Here is a 14,970-nt window from a genome sequence, read left to right on the forward strand (position 1 = left end):
ACGGCGGCCAGCGCCACCGCCGTTCCATCAGCGCCGGACCGACTCCACCGCGAACGCCGCGGTGTCGTGGTCGGTACCCACGCTGCCCCATCCGGTGTTCGCGGCCAGATCGTAGATCCCGTACGGGACGGCCTTGCCCAGCTCCCGGTCCAGGAAGTCGTGGGTCCGCACCCGGGCCGGTTCGCCCTCGCGGCGCAACTCGCGGCCGGCGTTCCTGTAGTTGCCGACCAGTTCCTTCCTTTGGTGTCCACGCTGACCACCGGGTCCCCGGCGGCCTGGTGGTCCTTTGCCTGCTCGTTGATATAGCGGAACTGCCCGTCCCGGTCCGGCTGCTGGCGGCTCTCGACCGTCCTGGCGTTGCTCTGCAGGCTGAAGCCTTCCTCGCGGAGCAGGTCAGCCACGGTCTCCGTCGAGATGCGGTGGCCCTGTCCGGTCCGCTCGTCGGCCAGGTGGCGGGTCGACTTCGTCGTCCAGCGCAGCGGCGACATAGGTCGACTCGCATGTCCGGTTCGACGAGGGCCGGCAGGGCGGGCCGCAGCCCCGAGCCGAGATCCACCGCCCTCCCGGCGAGCCCGTCCCAACGGCGCCTCACCGGAGTCCAGTTCAGCCGCCCCGCGCAACACAGTGCCCCTCCCGCGCCCCGGCCGGGCGGGCGACAAGTTTGATCACGCCATGCCCCCGGTGATCGCGCCTCCGCCCCTATGGCCAACCGACGCTGACGCTCGTCCAAGTGCGGACACAGCGCCTGGAACTTCTCCGCCAGCCTCGCCTCAACCTGCGTCGACATCCCATAGCGGCCTCCAGCACGATTCGGCTGGTGATGCCCCGGGCGACATCTGTCTCGACCACCACGGTGGGGCGCATAGGGAGCACCGTGCACCACAGGGCCCGTCCCAGGGTTCCCAGGGCGGCGTCCGCTACTGCTGCCCGCTCGGGGCAGGGCCAGGGAGCGTCGAGCCACTCATGGAGTCGGGATCCCAGATCCCGTCGATGTCGTAGCCGACGGGGTGCTCGAAGTAACTGGCGAGCCCCTCCGGGACGAGACGGGCCGCCTCAGTGGATCCGTGACGAATGACCCCGCCAGATGGCGAAGGCGGCCGCCTTCCGAACCTCTTCAGGCTATGTGTTGACCTGCTCCCCCCTAGGGGGAACAATGTACGTATACGACGTAAATATACATCTTTAATTGCCGACCGCACACCGTCCATGGAGAGCGACATGCGTTTGACAGTCATCGGCACCGGATACGCCGGAGCAGACCACGCCGCCTGCATGCCGGAGATCGGGCACGAGGTCCTGAGCTTCGACGTCGACGGGGAGCGGGTCGCCGCACTCGCCGCCGGGCGCCCTCCGCGCTACGAGCCCGCCCTGTCCCGGATGTTCCAACGGGCGGTGACGACGGGCCGGTTGCGCTTCACCACCTCGTCGACCGAGGTCGCCCGGTTCGCCGACACTTACTTCGTCTGCGTCGTCACCCCGCAGCGGCCCGGCTCGGGCGTCGCCGACCTGCGCCATGTCGAGGGTGTGATGGACGCACTGGCACCGGGGCTGCGCCGTGCCGGCCACAACGGGGCCCGGTGGTCGGCAAGTCCACCATGCCGGTCGGCACGGCGGACCGGCTGGCCGCCCGGCTACGCGCGGCCGGTGCGACGCCGACGTCGCCTGGAACCGGAATTTCTGCGCGAGGGATGCGCGATCCAGGACACCCTGCGACCGGAACGCATCGTGGCAGGCGCGGCTGCGCGCGGTCTACGCGCCCCTCCGGGCCGACCCGCGGGCCTCGCCACTGTGGTCCGTAACCCGGCCATGGTCGACGCCCGCAACACCCTTGACGCCCGGGCCTGGCACTCGGCGGGCCGGCGTGTGTGCGCTCCGGGCCGTCCGCGGCTCGGCTGATCGGCAGGAGGAGCCCATGCGTGTGGTCATTTCCGGTGGAAGCGGCTTCCTGGGATCGCATCTGTGCGAAGCCCTGCTGCGCAGGGGCGACCGGGTCTGCTGTCTGGACGACTTCTCCTCGGGCCGGGCGGCGAACGTCGGCCACCTCATGCGCGAGCCCGGATTCGAGTGCGTCCCGTGCGACGTCACGGAGCGGACCAGGGTCACTGGGGATGTAGACGCCGTCGTCCACCTCGCGAGCGCCGCCTCACCACTCGACTACTCCCGTCGCCCGCTGCAGACGCTCGCCGCCGGCAGCCGGGGCACGGAGAACCTGCTGAGGCTGGCGCTCCGGCACCAGGCCCGCTTCGTCCTTGCCTCCACCAGCGAGGTCTACGGCGACCCCGAGGTGCACCCGCAGGACGAGGACTACTGGGGGCACGTCAACCCCATCGGACCACGCAGCGTCTACAGCGAGGCCAAGCGCTTCGCCGAGGCCCTCGCCATGGCGTCCCGTCGCAGCGAGGGCGCCGACACCGGCATCGTGCGGATCTTCAACACATACGGTCCGCGCATGCGGCCGCACGACGGCCGGGTGGTCTCCACCTTCATTCGGCAGGCGCTGGACGGGGAGGCGCTGACCATCTTCGGTGACGGCAGCCAGACCCGCAGCTTCTGCTACGTGGACGACCTGGTCCGCGGCCTGCTGGCCATGGTCGACACCGATGTGGCAGGTCCGTTCAACCTCGGCAACCCCAGCGAGTGGACCATGCGTGAACTCGCCTCGCTGGTGCTGCTGATCACCGGCTCGGACGGCGGACTGCGCTTCCTGCCCCTGCCCGTCGACGACCCGGTCCGCCGGCGCCCCGTCATCACGCGTGCCCGCGAAGGGCTCGGCTGGCACCCGGTAGTGCCGCTGGAGGCGGGGTTGCGCCGCACCGTCGCCTGGTCCGCGGCCCACTCGGACACATCCGTAGGCCCCCAGGGGCCCGCCCCGGCGGGAGGGTCATCATGAACGCACTCGTCCTGTGCGGCGACGCTGGAACCCGCCTCCGTGACTTCATCCTCGCCGGTCGGGGTCTGCCTCTTCACCCTCTTCGTGCACGAGGCCGTACGGTCGTCTCGGCGCGGCGAGCCGAAGACCACCGATGCCCTCCCGTGGCTGCTCGACCAGGGTCGCGGCCGGTGCGTGGTGGCCCCATCGCTCAGGGAGACCGCCCACCGGTACCGTACGCACCGCTCCTGGCGGGAAATGCTGGTGCCCAGGCTTGGGGACGGAGGCTCCGGTCATGAGCGCGCCCATCGAGGACTACGCCCTCCTCAGCGACCTGGAAACCGCCGCGATGGTCGGCAGGAACGGTTCGATCGACTGGCTGTGTCTGCCCCGATTCGACTCGCCGGCCTGCCTGGCTGCGCTGCTGGGTACGGAGGACAACGGCTTCTGGCGGGTCGCTCCGGTTGCTGCACCCGCTACCTGTACTCGCCGCGCCTACCGGCCCGACACGCTGGTCCTGGACACCTGGTGGGAGACCGCGGAGGGAGCGGTCCGGGTCACCGATTTCATGCCGCCCCGCGCCCAACTGCCGTGCGTCGTCCGCGTGATCGAGGGCCTGTCGGGTGCCGTGCCCGTACGCAGCGAACTGCGCCTGCGCTTCCACCAGGGCCGCGTGGTGCCCTGGGTCAGGGCCACCGACGACTCCACCGTCGCGGTCGCCGGGCCGGACTCCGTCTGGCTGGGCGTGGACGGCCCCGTGCGCGCCCACGGCAAAGATGGCTCCACGGTCCTCGACTTCACCGTCCTGGCCGGCGAGCGGCTCGCCCTCACCCTGGCGTGGTCGCCCTCGCACCGTCCCGAGCCGCCCGCGGCGGTGTCCGTCCCGGCTGAGACGATGCTCAAGGAGACCGAGGGCTTCTGGCGGCGTTGGGCGGGCCAGTGCCGCTACCAGGGGCCGTGGCGGGACGCCGTGGTGCGCTCGCTGATTACCCTGAAGGCGCTCACCTTCGCGCCCACCGGCGGCATCGTCGCCGCGCCGACCACGTCGCTGCCCGGGTGCATCGGCGGCGAACGCAACTGGGACTACCGGTACTGCTGGCTGCGCGACTCCACCCTCACCCTGTCCTGTCTGCTGCGCAGCGGCTACCGCGACGAGGCGGCGGCCTGGCTGGCCTGGCTGGTGCGGGCCATCGCGGGCGACCCGGTCGACCTGCAGACCGTGTACGGCCTCGGCGGACAGCGGCTGCTGCCGGAGACAGAGGCGCCCTGGCTGCCCGGCTACGAGGGTTCACAGCCGGTACGGTTCGGGAACTCCGCCGTCGGCCAGTTCCAGCTGGATGTGTACGGCGAGGTCATGGACGCGCTGTACCTGTCCCTGCGGGCCCGCATCCCCATGCCCGCCCATGTGTGGGACCTGGTCGGAGAGATGATGGGCTTCCTGGAGCGGCACTGGCGGGAACCCGACCAGGGGCTGTGGCAGGTGCGGGGGCCGCGGCGGCAGTTCGTCCACTCCAAGGTCATGGTGTGGGTGGCCGCCGATCGTGCCCTGCGCATGGGGGAGCTGCTGGGCCGCAACGGATCCTCGGCCGAGTGGCGGGCCATGCGGGACGAGGTACACCGGCAGGTCCTCCGTCAGGGCTGGGACGCGGAGCAGCGGTCCTTCGTGCAGTCCTATGGTTCCGACGACCTGGACGCCTCGGCCCTGCTGATGCCCCGGCTCGGCTTCCTGCCCGCCGGGGACCCCAGGGTGCTGAGCACCGTCCGCGAGATGCAGCGGCTGGATCACGGGGGGTTCCTGTGGCGGTACGTTCCGGGCGGTGACGGCGCGCACGAGGTGGACGGCATGCACGGTCACGAGGGCGCGTTCGTGGCGTGCTCCCTGTGGTACGCCGACGCCCTCGCCGCATCGGGGCACGCCGAACAGGCCCGCGAGGCCTTCGAGCGGGTGCTCGCCGTACGCAACGACGTCGGACTGCTGTCGGAGCAGTGGGACCCGGACGCCGGGCGCCAGATGGGCAACGCACCGCAGGCGTTCAGCCACATCGCCCTGGCGGAGACGGCGTTCGCCCTGTCGGCAGCACCATCTCGGAGTCCCCGTGGCCGGCAAGCGTCGGGCCGGCGTTGATCGGTCACTGCCGGCCGGTCAGCCAGTGTCGTGAACCGACCACCACGATCACCGGGTCACGCCCGACGCTGATCGCGCCCGAACTGCGACGAGTCCGCAGGTCGCTGCGGTGCTGCCGTGCCGGACGGAGGGTCGGCGTCGGGCCGACGCAGGATGACCTCGCACTCCTCCAGGTTCATCGGCGGGGCGAACAGGTATCCCTGCCCGAACCGGCAGCCGAGGGACGCGAGCAGCTCGCGCTGTGCCTGTTCCTCGATGCCCTCGGCGATCACCTGCAGGCCGAGCGTGTCGGCCAGGTGGACGATTCCCTCGACAAGTGCGACCTGCTTGGGGTCCTCCGGGATGTCGTCGATGAACGTCTTGTCGATCTTGAGTACGTCGATGGGGAATTCCCGCAGATAGCGCAGCGAGGAGAACCCCGTGCCGAAGTCGTCGACCGCGATGCGAACCCCGAGGTCCTTGAGTGTCCCAAGGAGGGCGTCGATGTGGTCGTCCCGCCGCATGAGCACTGACTCGGTCAGTTCCAGCTGCAGTGAGCCCGGGTGGAGGCCGGCGGTGTCGAGGGATCTGCGCACCTCGTTCAGGAAGCCCGTGTCCTGGAATTGGCGGGCGGATACGTTGACGCTGACGTACGGCGGCGGTAGTAGCCGTGGGGTCCCGTTCTGCAGTCGGGCGATGTCGGCCACGGCGTTCCGTAGTACCCAGGCGCCCAACGGCGTGATCTGCCCGGTCTCCTCAGCCAGGGCGATGAACTGGAGTGGTGGGACCATCCCGTGTCGGGTGTGCGGCCAGCGGGCCAGTGCCTCGAAGCCGACGACCTCGCCCACGGTGATGTCCACCACCGGTTGGTAGAGCAGGCTGATCTCCTCGTCGGCGATCGCCCGGTCCAGGCGCGCCCGCAGGTCGTGGCGCGCCGCCATGTTGTCGCGCAGATCCGGCTGGAAGCGGCGCCACTGGCGCTTCCCCGCGCTCTTGGCCGAGTACAGGGCCAGATCGGCGAGGGCCAGCAGCTCTTCGGGGTCCGCGCTGTCCCACGCCGTGGCCACGCCCACGCTGGCGGAGACGTTCACCGAATCGTCGGACAACCGGAAGGGCCGGTTGAGGCCCTGGACCACCTGTGCGGCCAGAACTTCGGCATCGACGGGCTGTCTCGCGCCCTCCATCAGCACAGCGAACTCGTCACCACCCAGGCGCGCCGCGGTGTCGGTGCGGCGCAGCATCCTCGACAGGCGCTCTCCCACCGTGGTGAGGAGCTGGTCGCCGACCGAATGGCCCAGTGTGTCGTTGACGATTTTGAAGTCGTCCAGGTCGATGAAGAGCAGACAGGTGAGAGTCGTCTCCCGGCGGCCGCGCAGCAGGGCGCGCTCGGTCCGCTCCAGTAGGAGTGTCCGGTTGGGCAGACCGGTCAGTGGATCGTGGAAGGCTCGCTGGGTGAGTTCGTGCTCCAGCTGGCGCTGTTCGGTCACGTCCCGCAGGGTGATCACCAACCCGCCGACGGTCCTGTCCTGCCGCAGGTCACGGCACCGCACCTCCACTTCGATGCGGCTGCCGTCCTTGAGCACGCACCAGTGGTCGTGGGCCTCCTCCTGCTTGTTGCTGCGCAGGACCGTCAGCGTCCGGTGCACCCGGCCGCGATCTGGCGCATCCACCAGTTCCTGCAGTGCCGTACCCGTCAGCACAGCGCTGCCGAAGACGGCTTCGGCGGATGGACTGGCGTAACGCACGGTCGTGTCGTCGTTGAGGATGAGGATGACGTCCGAGGCGTTGTGCACCAGGGTGCGGAAGTAGGCCTCGCTCTCCTTCCGGGAGATCTCCCGCCGGAGCACCACGCGTTCCGCCGCCAGCCCCGCGTGCGAGGCCAAAATCTCCAGCGTGCCGCGTATCTCGGTGAGCTGCTGCTCGGGTCCCGCGGCCAGCAGTACGCCGGGGAGCTCGCCGCCGGTCGGGCGGTCGGGCTGGGCCATGGGGCACACCAGGGCGGCCGGCAGGTCGCCGAGCCGGCCGGCGATGTCCGGCCCGAGCTCCGGGACGGCGACGATGAGGGTGCCGGACAGGGCGGTGGCGGTCCGCACGCCCTGCGGGCTGCCGTCCGAGCCGGTGCTGCACCGTTCGACGGGAGACCGCGCCAGGAGGGTGTACAGCCACAGGGCCTGCTGGGCCGACAGCAGCATGCTCGCGTGCCGGACCTTCGGCCCGAACAGTGCCGTGACCGCCGTGTTGCAGGACTGTTCGATCTCCCGCGCTCCTTCTGCCGCGACGAGTGAGGCGGTCGCCATACGCAGCGTCAGTTCACGCGCCACGGACTTGCGGTGTGCCACGATCATGTCCGCGAGACGGAGGATCACGAGCACGAACAGCAGGCTGGAGAAGGCGGCCGGCGCTGTCACGTCGTTGACGGTGCCCGACCGTTCCTCCAGGAGCAGGACCAAGGGCACGACCAGCATGGCCGCAGCGAGCAGCAGGAGCCGGTGCCAGGGCGGGAAAGGAGACTGCGGCCGGCGTTCCGGTTCAGTCAGGTCCCTCATCGAGGGGTGCAGCGCGGCCAGTCCCCAAGCCATGTAGAAGACGATCCAGCCGGAGTCCATCACCGTGCCGGCCTCCCATGAGCTGTCAAGCCGCAGGATCCCGTAGGCGATGTCGAAACCGACCAGTGCGACGGTGCCCAGGGCGAGCAGCTGCAGGGAGCGTTCGCGGCCGCAATGGGGACCGGGGGCGATCAGTCGGACCAGCATCGCCAGCACCAGGACGTCGCCCAGCGGGTAGGCAATGCCAATCGCGCGCTGCTCCCAGGTCAGGCCCTCCAGCACGGTGAGCGGCTGCACCAGATAGACCCAGACCGGCAGCGCGAGCCCGGCCGTGATGATCAACGCATCCAGCAGGCTCGGCCGATCGCGGTCCACCCAGCGGTACCGGACGAGGCCGAACAATCCCACTGCCAGGAGGGGATACACAGCGAGGTGGCACGCGTCGGCCGGCGACGGGAACGGAACGGAAGACCGGGAGTACTGCTCCTGCACGTTGTAGTAGGTGTCGCCCGCAGCCAAGGCGACCAGCCCGGCGGCGAACACCAGCCAGGGCCATCGGTGCGCGGGCCGATTGACGTGGACACCGGCGAGAACGGCCGCGGCGCCTCCCAGACTCACGAGGACCCACATCGGCGTCCGCAAGCTGGGAACGGTCATATAGAGAGCGATGGCGCCCGCGGTCGGCATGACGTAGACAACCATCAGCCGGTGGGCCAGCAGCAATCGCAAGGCGAGCCTCCCCTGCTCGGAGGAGGCCGGGCGCGAACTACGCGTCGACCTAGGCCTTCTCCACCGATCGTAGGCAGGGGAGGCGCCGACTGCATCTCGGCACCGGTCGGTCAGCTCTCCTGCACCCCCGGCCGCCGGGGAGATCCTGCGTCGCCATGGGGATTGAGCCGCTGGAAGTGCCAGACGTCCCGGCATATGTCGCCGAGGTCCCCGAGGGGGCGCCAGCCCCAGGCGCGCGCCACGGCGGAGGCATCGGCGACGAGTTCGGCCACGTCGCCGGTGCGACCCGGTCAACCCCACCCGCCCGTTGACCGAACGTGTCACCACAGAGCGAGGGGAGAAGGAACTGCGGGTGGTGATCGGACGAGATCGACGAGTCGGCCGGACCGTTCAGCGGGGTCCGCAGCTCAAAGAGCGTCCTATCTCTGTTCGCGCGTTTGCCCCGTCGAGGACGCCATGGGGTGATAGACGGAGCAGTGGCAGGATGTGCTGATGGGGATGATCGATAACGGCAGTGAGGCCGTCCAGTACGTACGGTTTCAATCACCTCACCGGAACAGTCGAGGCCAATTCACCGGCGTTTTCGGGCTCGTCAACAATCTGGCGAGGGAGGGAAAGCTCTCGGACGAACAAGAGTCCTTCCGCCGCCGCAACAACAGTTGGTACGACGCCGCGTACACCGACCCCTCAACCGTTGACCCCAGCGTCTACGACCACGAGATCAACCCTGGCGCGGCGGCTTGGTTCAAGCCGTCAGCCACGCATCTCCTCGCTCGCGTCTCCGGCTATCTGCAGATCCTGTCCGTGCACGGCGTCGACTGCCGGGCTCTGCGGTCCGCAGACCCGGGACGGGTCATCTATGAGGACGATGTACAGGTCGTGGTCGTGCCGCATGCACTGGACGCGACTGCCGCCCACGAGAGCACCAACACCCAGAAGTGACGCGGTGCGCGGCCAGGTCGTGCGTCACCTGTCGCGCCCGTTTGGGGTGGAGTCTCGGGACAGTCTGCGGCTGATGAGGTCGATGCGGTCGCCCGGCACGGTCTGGCCCGGGTCCAGGGTGGGTGGCACCCTGCAACTGCACCGCCTGACCCAGGAGATGCTCGCGGGCCAGATGACCAGCCAGGAGCCCGACCGGGCGAGGGCCGACGCCGAAGCACTCCTTGCCGCGGCCAACCCCGGTAACTCCAGTGAGCCGCGGTTCTGGCCGGCGTGGCAGGTCCTGCTTCCGCACGCCCTGGCCATCGACCCCGCCCGGCTCACCACCAGCCGGGGGCGGTACGTGGTGGGGGATGCGTGCTGGTACCTGATGGACCGCGGGCAGGCCCGCCCGGCCCGAGAGCGGCTGCAACGGCTGTATGACACCTGCCTGCAGCAACTGGGCCCCGACCACGACGACACCCTGCGGGCCGCCCACAACCTGGCCCGCGCCTACAACGACACCCAGGACCACGAACGCGCCCTCGCCCTGGACGAAGACACCCTCGCCCGCCGCCGAGCCTCCACGGTGACGACCACCCCAGCACCCTGTCCAGCGCCCTCAACCTTGCTGGCCGGCTGTGGGCGCTGGGGCGGCACGGGGAAGCTCTCGCCCTGGACGAGAAGACGCTGGAGACGCGCCGTCGGGTGATGGGGTCGGAGCATCCGGCCACGCTGCGCACGGCGACCGGGCTGGCCGTCCGGTTGGGGGAGGTGGGTCGGGTGGAGGAGGCGGTGGTGTTGGGGGAGGAGACGCTGGAGGTGCAGCGTCGGGTGGTAGGGCCGGAGCACTCTGACACCCTGAAGTCCGTCGAAATGTTGGAGTGGTTGGAGCGGCGACGAGCTGACGACAGGGAGGACTAACTCCCCGGTACGCCAGCATCAAACGCCGTTCAGAACACGGTCGAGTGCCGCCCGGCCTGCAGGGCCCCAGTTCGGCTTGCCGCCGGGAAGGCCCCGATCTCCGTTCTGTCCCATGAGCATGAGAAAGAGGCTCTTCATAGCGGCCAGCCCGCGGGCGCGCCGGATCGCCGCCTCGTCCGCATGCGCGTACCTGTCGAAGAACCGTGAGGCCGTGCCCGCGGGGAGCAGCACCCATGCGGCGGCGAGGTCCCAGGCCGGGTCGCCGGCGCACAGGGCACCGAAGTCGACGATGCCCGAGAGTGTTCCGTCCGAGACGACGACGTTCGCGGGATGAAGGTCACCGTGCACCCATACCGGCGGGCCCTCCCGTTCGGGGGCCGCAACGGCATCGTCCCAGACGGCCCGGACCTCGTCGGCAAGGCCGCCGGGGACAACGGCGTCAAAGAAGTAGTCGAAACCGCCCGTGCACTTTTTGGGGTGAGTGCCGAAGTCCGAGCTGATCGGCGCCTCGGCGGGCGCCTCCACGTGGAGCGCCCGCAGGAAACCCGCCAGTGTATCGGCCGCGTGGGCGCCGCGGCTGATCGAGCCGTGGTCCAGCGGCTCGCCGTCAACCCACGTCATCACGGTCCAGTGCTTGGGGAAGTGCTCGGACGGTTCGCCGAACCGCACGGGAGTCGGCACCGGTAGGGGCAGGCGCGGAGCCAGCACGGGTAGCCACCGCCGCTCCTTGAGCTGGAGCTCCGGGGTGGGGTCCATGCGCTGCATGCGCACGGCCAACTCGTCCCCGAGACGCCACATCTGGTTGCCCCAGCCGCCCGCCACCTCGCGGATGGCCAGCCCTGCAAGGTCTGGGTGCTGCTTCTGCAGCAGGTCACGGACCAGGTCTGCGGTGATCGCGATCTCGGTGTCGGTCATGCGAAGTCACAGTACTGGGGCAGGCGAAGCGGCTCTCGCGGTCCGGAAGATCTAGTGCCGTGACCGGACAGGTTCACCGGTTGCCTCTTGATCGCTCCAAAGAGACGCCGAGCACGCTCCATCAAGTCTTGGTCGAGAGGAGTTGCCCAGTGGCCCGGCTAGTGCTGCGACCGCATAGGTTCGCCGGGTTGCGTTCAGGCCGCCTGTGATTCGCAGCCGTGGAGGGCCACACCCGACGCGGCATCGAGCGATGAGTTCCGATACGAGGAGAGGTCTTCTTGGGCGGATGTGCTCGTGAGGTGCCGGTAGAGGCGCCGGTCAGTCCTCGGACCGTGGGCACATACGAACTCGACCAAGCTTGATGACCGGTGAGGAGACTCCAGCGTGAGCGACATTGTGGTCCAGGAGATCGTCCGGCCTGAGCGCGCGGTATCGGGCCCGTGGCTGGAGGTGATCGCCTCGAATCTCGATTACCACCGAGCGACCTTCTTGTGGAAGTGCGAGAGCCTCTCGGATGAACAACTGCGGCTACGTCCTGTGCGGTCTTCGGCGTTGACCCTGCTGGGGCTCATGCGCCATCTGCAGGGGGTTGAGCGTGCCTGGTTCCAGCGGACGTTGGCCGGCACGACCCCTCGCTTCTTTCCCTATCGGACCTACGTCACCGCTGACGGTGGCGAGTGGTACGACGAGTCGGACGCTACGCCGGCCAGGGACGTCTACGAGGACTACCTCAACGCGTGCGAGGAGTCGCGGCAGGTATTCGCGAAGGTGACCGTCGACCTCGCGCGCATCGTGCCGAACCCGGAATTCGGTGACACCGATGTGCGGTTCGTCCTTGAGCACGTGATCGAGGAGTACGCCCGCCACGTCGGCCATGCGGATCTCCTCCGCGAGGCCATCGATGGCGTCACCGGCGAGTAGCCGACCGCTGCGCGCCACGAAGCATGCCTCGGCCCAGCATGCGACAAATCGCTACCGCACTGGCCAGCTACCGCTGAGCAAAATGGCCACCACCCGTGAGCACAGGCTGGTCACCAGGGGTCCTGCGACTGCCCCTTGCCGCATATCGCTGGCGGTCACACCGCCGTGGCGAGGGGCCGACCGCCCCAGCGGATGCCCTTCTCACAGCGGATGCGGGCGCGTTCCTTGCGTTCGGCGGCCAGGACGTCGCGGTGGCGGGCGTTGGCGTTGCGCCACCGCAGGTAGGCGTGCAACGCGCGGGTCTGCACGGTGTGGTTGGGGTAGTTCGAGTTGGCGATGGTGAACTGCCTCAGCGGTCCGAAGTGGGCTTCGATGGGGTTGGCCCACGAGGCGTAGGTCGGCGTGAAGCACAACTCGACCTTGTGCTTCTTCGCCCAGCGGCGGATGTCGGCGCCCTTGTGGGCGGACTGGTTTTCCAGGATCGCGTAGATCGGTGCGCCGTCGGGCCGGGTGGCGCGGATCGATTTCAGCGCGGCCAGCGTGTTCCCGGCGCCCTTCCTGCGCCGGTTGACGCCCCATAACGTGTCGTCGCCGACCGAGTAGCAGCCGTGGAAGTACCGGACGCCGTGGGTGCGGTGGTAGGTCGCCGGCACCCGGTCGGGCCGGGTCTGCTCGGTCCAGCAGCTGCCGCCGGTGGGCCGGATTCCCAGTGGGCCGAATTCGTCGAACGAGAAGACGCGGTCCGGGAAGCAGTCGAGGACGTGCTCGATGCGGTCGAGCTTGGTGTCGCGCTCGAGGTCGGGGGATTCTTTCCAGGTCTTGGTGCGCTGGAAGGTGATGCCGCGGCGGGCGAGCAGGCCGCGTAATGCCTCGCGGCCGACACGGATCACCCGGCCATGGACCTTGCGCAGCGACCAGCGGGTGAAGGGCTGGCCGAGCTTGCCGGGTCGGGTGGTGGCCGTCTGGATGACGAAGTCCTCGTCGTCAGTGCTGAGCAGGCGGGGACGGCCTCCCGCCCACTGAGGGTCCAGGCAGGCCAGACCGATCTCATTGAACCGGTGGATGACGTCGCGGACGGTGTCCTCGTCGGCCTGGACCAGCTGGGCGATCACCGGCACCCGGTTCCCGCCGACCGAGGCCAGCGGCATCATTGCGCGCCGGTATCGCACCGAGCTGGTGGTGCCCCGGCGCACGATCTGCTGCAGCCGTTGGCCTTCCTGGTCAGTCAGTCTGCGCACGCGGACAGGCTCGGCCATCGCACCTCCAGCAGTCGGACCGGACGTTCCCCATATCCAACCGCCCCGAGCACCAACCCTGCGAACCTACGCGGTCACAGCACTAGGTGGACCCGTACTGCGCACCCAGAGGCTTGTGATGGAGCCGACCCGCCGCGGGGACAGTTTTGAGGCTGTGGTCAGTCAGGACACCGTCATGCGATGGCTGGCGACCGGCCGGGCGGACAGTCGATCTGCGGCCGACGTGCTCTCCTCGGAAACTGTCGTGCTCCGTCACGAAGGGCAGTCCTCACTCATCTCGCGATGTTGCGCCGGTACAGCGCCAGGTCCTCCGCGAACGCTCCAGCCGGATCAGGTCCGGGGGTGGGGGAGTGCGCACGGGCTGCCATGCCTCCATTGAGACGGCGGGGGTGGCGGACCGTGGGCGGGACGGTGCCCTTCTCCGACGCGGCCGCCAAGCAGCGGGAAGGCGTCACGTCCGAGGCTGAGCTCCATCGCCCTGGACCGTGTCCTGGTCGCGCTCTGCGGTGACCACGGGCTGGCGACCGCTCTCCGGCACGGTCGCCAGCCCGTGGCTACGCGAGTACGCGGACGACGTCGACCAGGGACCGTGCCGGTACTTCGTCGCCGCTCTGTGCACGGCGGTCGTCATCGCCAACATCGAGACCTGACCCAGTCACACGCCGCCGGGGTGGGGTCGGCGGAGTTTATTGGCAGTTCGCTTAGGATCCGGCCGTGGCAGACATCCCCGACGAATTGATCAAGCTGGAACGTTCCGCCGAAGAAGCGCGTGCCAGGCTCGCTGGGCTCGATGGCGTGGCGTATGAGGTGCAGTGGGAGCGGTGGCGGGAGGCGGCTGTGGTGTTTCAGGCCGCGGTCACGGCCGCGGCCGTGGAGTCCGGCACGTCGCGTGTCGAGCTGGAGATGACGGTGAAGAAGGCGGTGCGGCACGCGGCCGCCGCCTGACCCTCTACCGGGTAGTGAGCCGGTACGCGCCGGCCGTCGGCTGCCAGTCGGCGCGAAGCCAGGGTCGGTGATGTCGTCGGCCACGGCCTCGCCGGCTTCCTCGGCCGCGTTGTCCGGCTCGGTGGGCTGGTCGGCTGAGAGCTGATCTTCGGGCATGCTGCTCAGCAGGGCAGCAGCTACGGCTGTTGCGGCCACGTCGTCAACACGGCGCCGGTGTGTTCGTCGGTGAGGACCACGCTGGAGCCGGGCTTGCCGCTGCACTCGCTCACCCACAGCGTGAACTTCTCGCGGGCCACGGTCTCGACGCCCCACCAGCCGTGCCGCGCCGGTCTGCCGTCGAGGATCAGGGTGAGGTGGTAGCGGTGCTGGTCATCCATGGGCTTGTCCTGCCAGCCGGTCTCATCGGTCCACAGCCGCACGTGCGGCGTCCTGCCCGTCTCGGCCGCGACCTCGGCCAGGGCTTCGCGGAGGTCGGCGAGGATTGCCTCCATCATGGTCGGCATCCGCGGCGAGGGCTCGAGTACGGCCAGGCCGTGGCTCAGGCACAGATCCAACCAACGGGCCCCTGGCCGGTGGTAAGGGCACGGGCTGTCGAGCCGCCCTTCTGGCAGACGGCGCAGGGATACGCGGGCCGGGCGGTGATCCGGGCGCGTACCTGCTGGTCGGTGGGGGAGGCGGGCGCCGGCGGCAGCGCGGCCACATCCACACGGGCCTGCTCGAGCAGCTCATCGAGACTCATGCGGTCCACGCGGTCTCCTGGGTTGCTGGGGTGTTGTGACCTTCAGCGATAGTTGGCCAGAGACGGCGGCAAGACTGCTGGTGACCGGGCTGCGCTCAAGGACA

The 14,970-nt window shown here is 69.4% G+C and carries 14 protein-coding genes and 1 pseudogene; 9 read left to right on the top strand and 6 right to left on the bottom strand.

The window, feature by feature from the left end; all coding sequences use genetic code 11:
• Positions 1-30 precede the first annotated feature (30 nt).
• Positions 31-787: pseudogene (locus OHU89_RS47480) on the bottom strand (ISAzo13 family transposase); the annotation flags it as partial.
• 431 nt (positions 788-1,218) lie between these two features.
• Here OHU89_RS47480 and OHU89_RS47485 point away from each other — a divergent pair.
• The 3 genes from OHU89_RS47485 (at position 1,219) to OHU89_RS47495 (ending at position 4,994) form a co-directional block, all read left to right on the top strand.
• Positions 1,219-1,896 (top strand): hypothetical protein, encoded by a 678-nt coding sequence (locus tag OHU89_RS47485; protein WP_405652445.1) that lies wholly within the window; start codon positions 1,219-1,221, stop codon positions 1,894-1,896.
• Positions 1,897-1,912: 16 nt separating this feature from the next.
• The gene (locus OHU89_RS47490) at positions 1,913-2,890 is read left to right on the top strand and encodes a UDP-glucuronic acid decarboxylase family protein (protein WP_405652447.1); all 978 of its coding nucleotides are present in this window, start codon (positions 1,913-1,915) and stop codon (positions 2,888-2,890) included.
• A gap of 274 nt (positions 2,891-3,164) precedes the next feature.
• Positions 3,165-4,994, top strand: a complete 1,830-nt coding sequence (locus OHU89_RS47495) for a glycoside hydrolase family 15 protein (protein WP_405652449.1) — start codon at positions 3,165-3,167, stop codon at positions 4,992-4,994.
• Positions 4,995-5,050: 56 nt separating this feature from the next.
• Here OHU89_RS47495 and OHU89_RS47500 read toward each other — a convergent pair whose 3' ends face one another.
• Entirely contained in the window at positions 5,051-8,221 is a 3,171-nt protein-coding gene (locus tag OHU89_RS47500) for a putative bifunctional diguanylate cyclase/phosphodiesterase (protein WP_405654975.1), read from the bottom strand.
• Between the two features lie 519 nt (positions 8,222-8,740).
• Between OHU89_RS47500 and OHU89_RS47505 the strand changes: the two genes are divergently transcribed.
• The 3 genes from OHU89_RS47505 to OHU89_RS47515 all read left to right on the top strand — a co-directional run bounded on the left by OHU89_RS47505 (position 8,741) and on the right by OHU89_RS47515 (position 10,090).
• Positions 8,741-9,190: a hypothetical protein gene (locus OHU89_RS47505; protein ID WP_405652451.1), complete on the top strand. Its 450-nt coding sequence runs from the start codon at positions 8,741-8,743 to the stop codon at positions 9,188-9,190.
• 73 nt (positions 9,191-9,263) lie between these two features.
• A complete protein-coding gene (locus tag OHU89_RS47510) occupies positions 9,264-9,878 on the top strand; it encodes a tetratricopeptide repeat protein (protein ID WP_405652453.1) in 615 nt (204 codons plus the stop codon).
• Positions 9,815-10,090, top strand: a complete 276-nt coding sequence (locus OHU89_RS47515; protein WP_405654977.1) for a tetratricopeptide repeat protein — start codon at positions 9,815-9,817, stop codon at positions 10,088-10,090. The genes OHU89_RS47510 and OHU89_RS47515 overlap by 64 nt, the downstream gene beginning before the upstream one ends.
• 18 nt (positions 10,091-10,108) lie before the next feature.
• Here OHU89_RS47515 and OHU89_RS47520 read toward each other — a convergent pair whose 3' ends face one another.
• The gene (locus OHU89_RS47520) at positions 10,109-11,005 is read right to left on the bottom strand and encodes an aminoglycoside phosphotransferase family protein (protein ID WP_405652455.1); all 897 of its coding nucleotides are present in this window, start codon (positions 11,003-11,005) and stop codon (positions 10,109-10,111) included.
• Between the two features lie 384 nt (positions 11,006-11,389).
• On the opposite strand from OHU89_RS47520, the gene OHU89_RS47525 reads away from it, so the two are divergent.
• Positions 11,390-11,926 carry a DinB family protein gene (locus tag OHU89_RS47525; protein ID WP_405652457.1) on the top strand — a complete coding sequence of 179 codons (537 nt, stop codon included), beginning with the start codon at positions 11,390-11,392 and terminating at the stop codon, positions 11,924-11,926.
• A 155-nt stretch (positions 11,927-12,081) separates the two neighbouring features.
• Here the strand turns inward: OHU89_RS47525 and OHU89_RS47530 are convergent, their stop codons facing one another.
• Positions 12,082-13,182 (bottom strand): IS630 family transposase, encoded by a 1,101-nt coding sequence (locus OHU89_RS47530; RefSeq protein WP_405652459.1) that lies wholly within the window; start codon positions 13,180-13,182, stop codon positions 12,082-12,084.
• Positions 13,183-13,688: 506 nt separating this feature from the next.
• Between OHU89_RS47530 and OHU89_RS47535 the strand changes: the two genes are divergently transcribed.
• Together OHU89_RS47535 and OHU89_RS47540 are read left to right on the top strand one after the other, a co-directional pair.
• The gene (locus OHU89_RS47535; protein ID WP_405652461.1) at positions 13,689-13,832 is read left to right on the top strand and encodes a hypothetical protein; all 144 of its coding nucleotides are present in this window, start codon (positions 13,689-13,691) and stop codon (positions 13,830-13,832) included.
• Positions 13,833-13,896: 64 nt separating this feature from the next.
• Entirely contained in the window at positions 13,897-14,127 is a 231-nt protein-coding gene (locus OHU89_RS47540) for a hypothetical protein (protein ID WP_405652464.1), read from the top strand.
• A gap of 176 nt (positions 14,128-14,303) precedes the next feature.
• On the opposite strand, the gene OHU89_RS47545 is transcribed toward OHU89_RS47540, so the two are convergent.
• Entirely contained in the window at positions 14,304-14,621 is a 318-nt protein-coding gene (locus OHU89_RS47545) for a hypothetical protein (RefSeq protein WP_405652466.1), read from the bottom strand.
• 44 nt (positions 14,622-14,665) lie between these two features.
• Entirely contained in the window at positions 14,666-14,875 is a 210-nt protein-coding gene (locus tag OHU89_RS47550; protein WP_405652468.1) for a hypothetical protein, read from the bottom strand.
• Positions 14,876-14,970: the final 95 nt, after the last annotated feature.

The organism is Streptomyces sp. NBC_00019, from assembly GCF_045041015.1.
Classification (GTDB): Bacteria; Actinomycetota; Actinomycetes; order Streptomycetales; family Streptomycetaceae; genus Streptomyces.

What these genes read in the sequence shown, in the direction of transcription:
- OHU89_RS47505 (WP_405652451.1), top strand. Translation starts at nt 8,741, where the DNA reads ATGGGGATGATCGATAACGGCAGTGAGGCCGTCCAGTACGTACGGTTT.
- OHU89_RS47485 (WP_405652445.1), top strand. Translation starts at nt 1,219, where the DNA reads ATGCGTTTGACAGTCATCGGCACCGGATACGCCGGAGCAGACCACGCC.
- OHU89_RS47545 (WP_405652466.1), bottom strand. Translation starts at nt 14,621, where the DNA reads ATGATGGAGGCAATCCTCGCCGACCTCCGCGAAGCCCTGGCCGAGGTC.
- OHU89_RS47510 (WP_405652453.1), top strand. Translation starts at nt 9,264, where the DNA reads ATGAGGTCGATGCGGTCGCCCGGCACGGTCTGGCCCGGGTCCAGGGTG.
- OHU89_RS47520 (WP_405652455.1), bottom strand. Translation starts at nt 11,005, where the DNA reads ATGACCGACACCGAGATCGCGATCACCGCAGACCTGGTCCGTGACCTG.
- OHU89_RS47530 (WP_405652459.1), bottom strand. Translation starts at nt 13,182, where the DNA reads ATGGCCGAGCCTGTCCGCGTGCGCAGACTGACTGACCAGGAAGGCCAA.
- OHU89_RS47500 (WP_405654975.1), bottom strand. Translation starts at nt 8,221, where the DNA reads ATGGTTGTCTACGTCATGCCGACCGCGGGCGCCATCGCTCTCTATATG.
- OHU89_RS47495 (WP_405652449.1), top strand. Translation starts at nt 3,165, where the DNA reads ATGAGCGCGCCCATCGAGGACTACGCCCTCCTCAGCGACCTGGAAACC.
- OHU89_RS47490 (WP_405652447.1), top strand. Translation starts at nt 1,913, where the DNA reads ATGCGTGTGGTCATTTCCGGTGGAAGCGGCTTCCTGGGATCGCATCTG.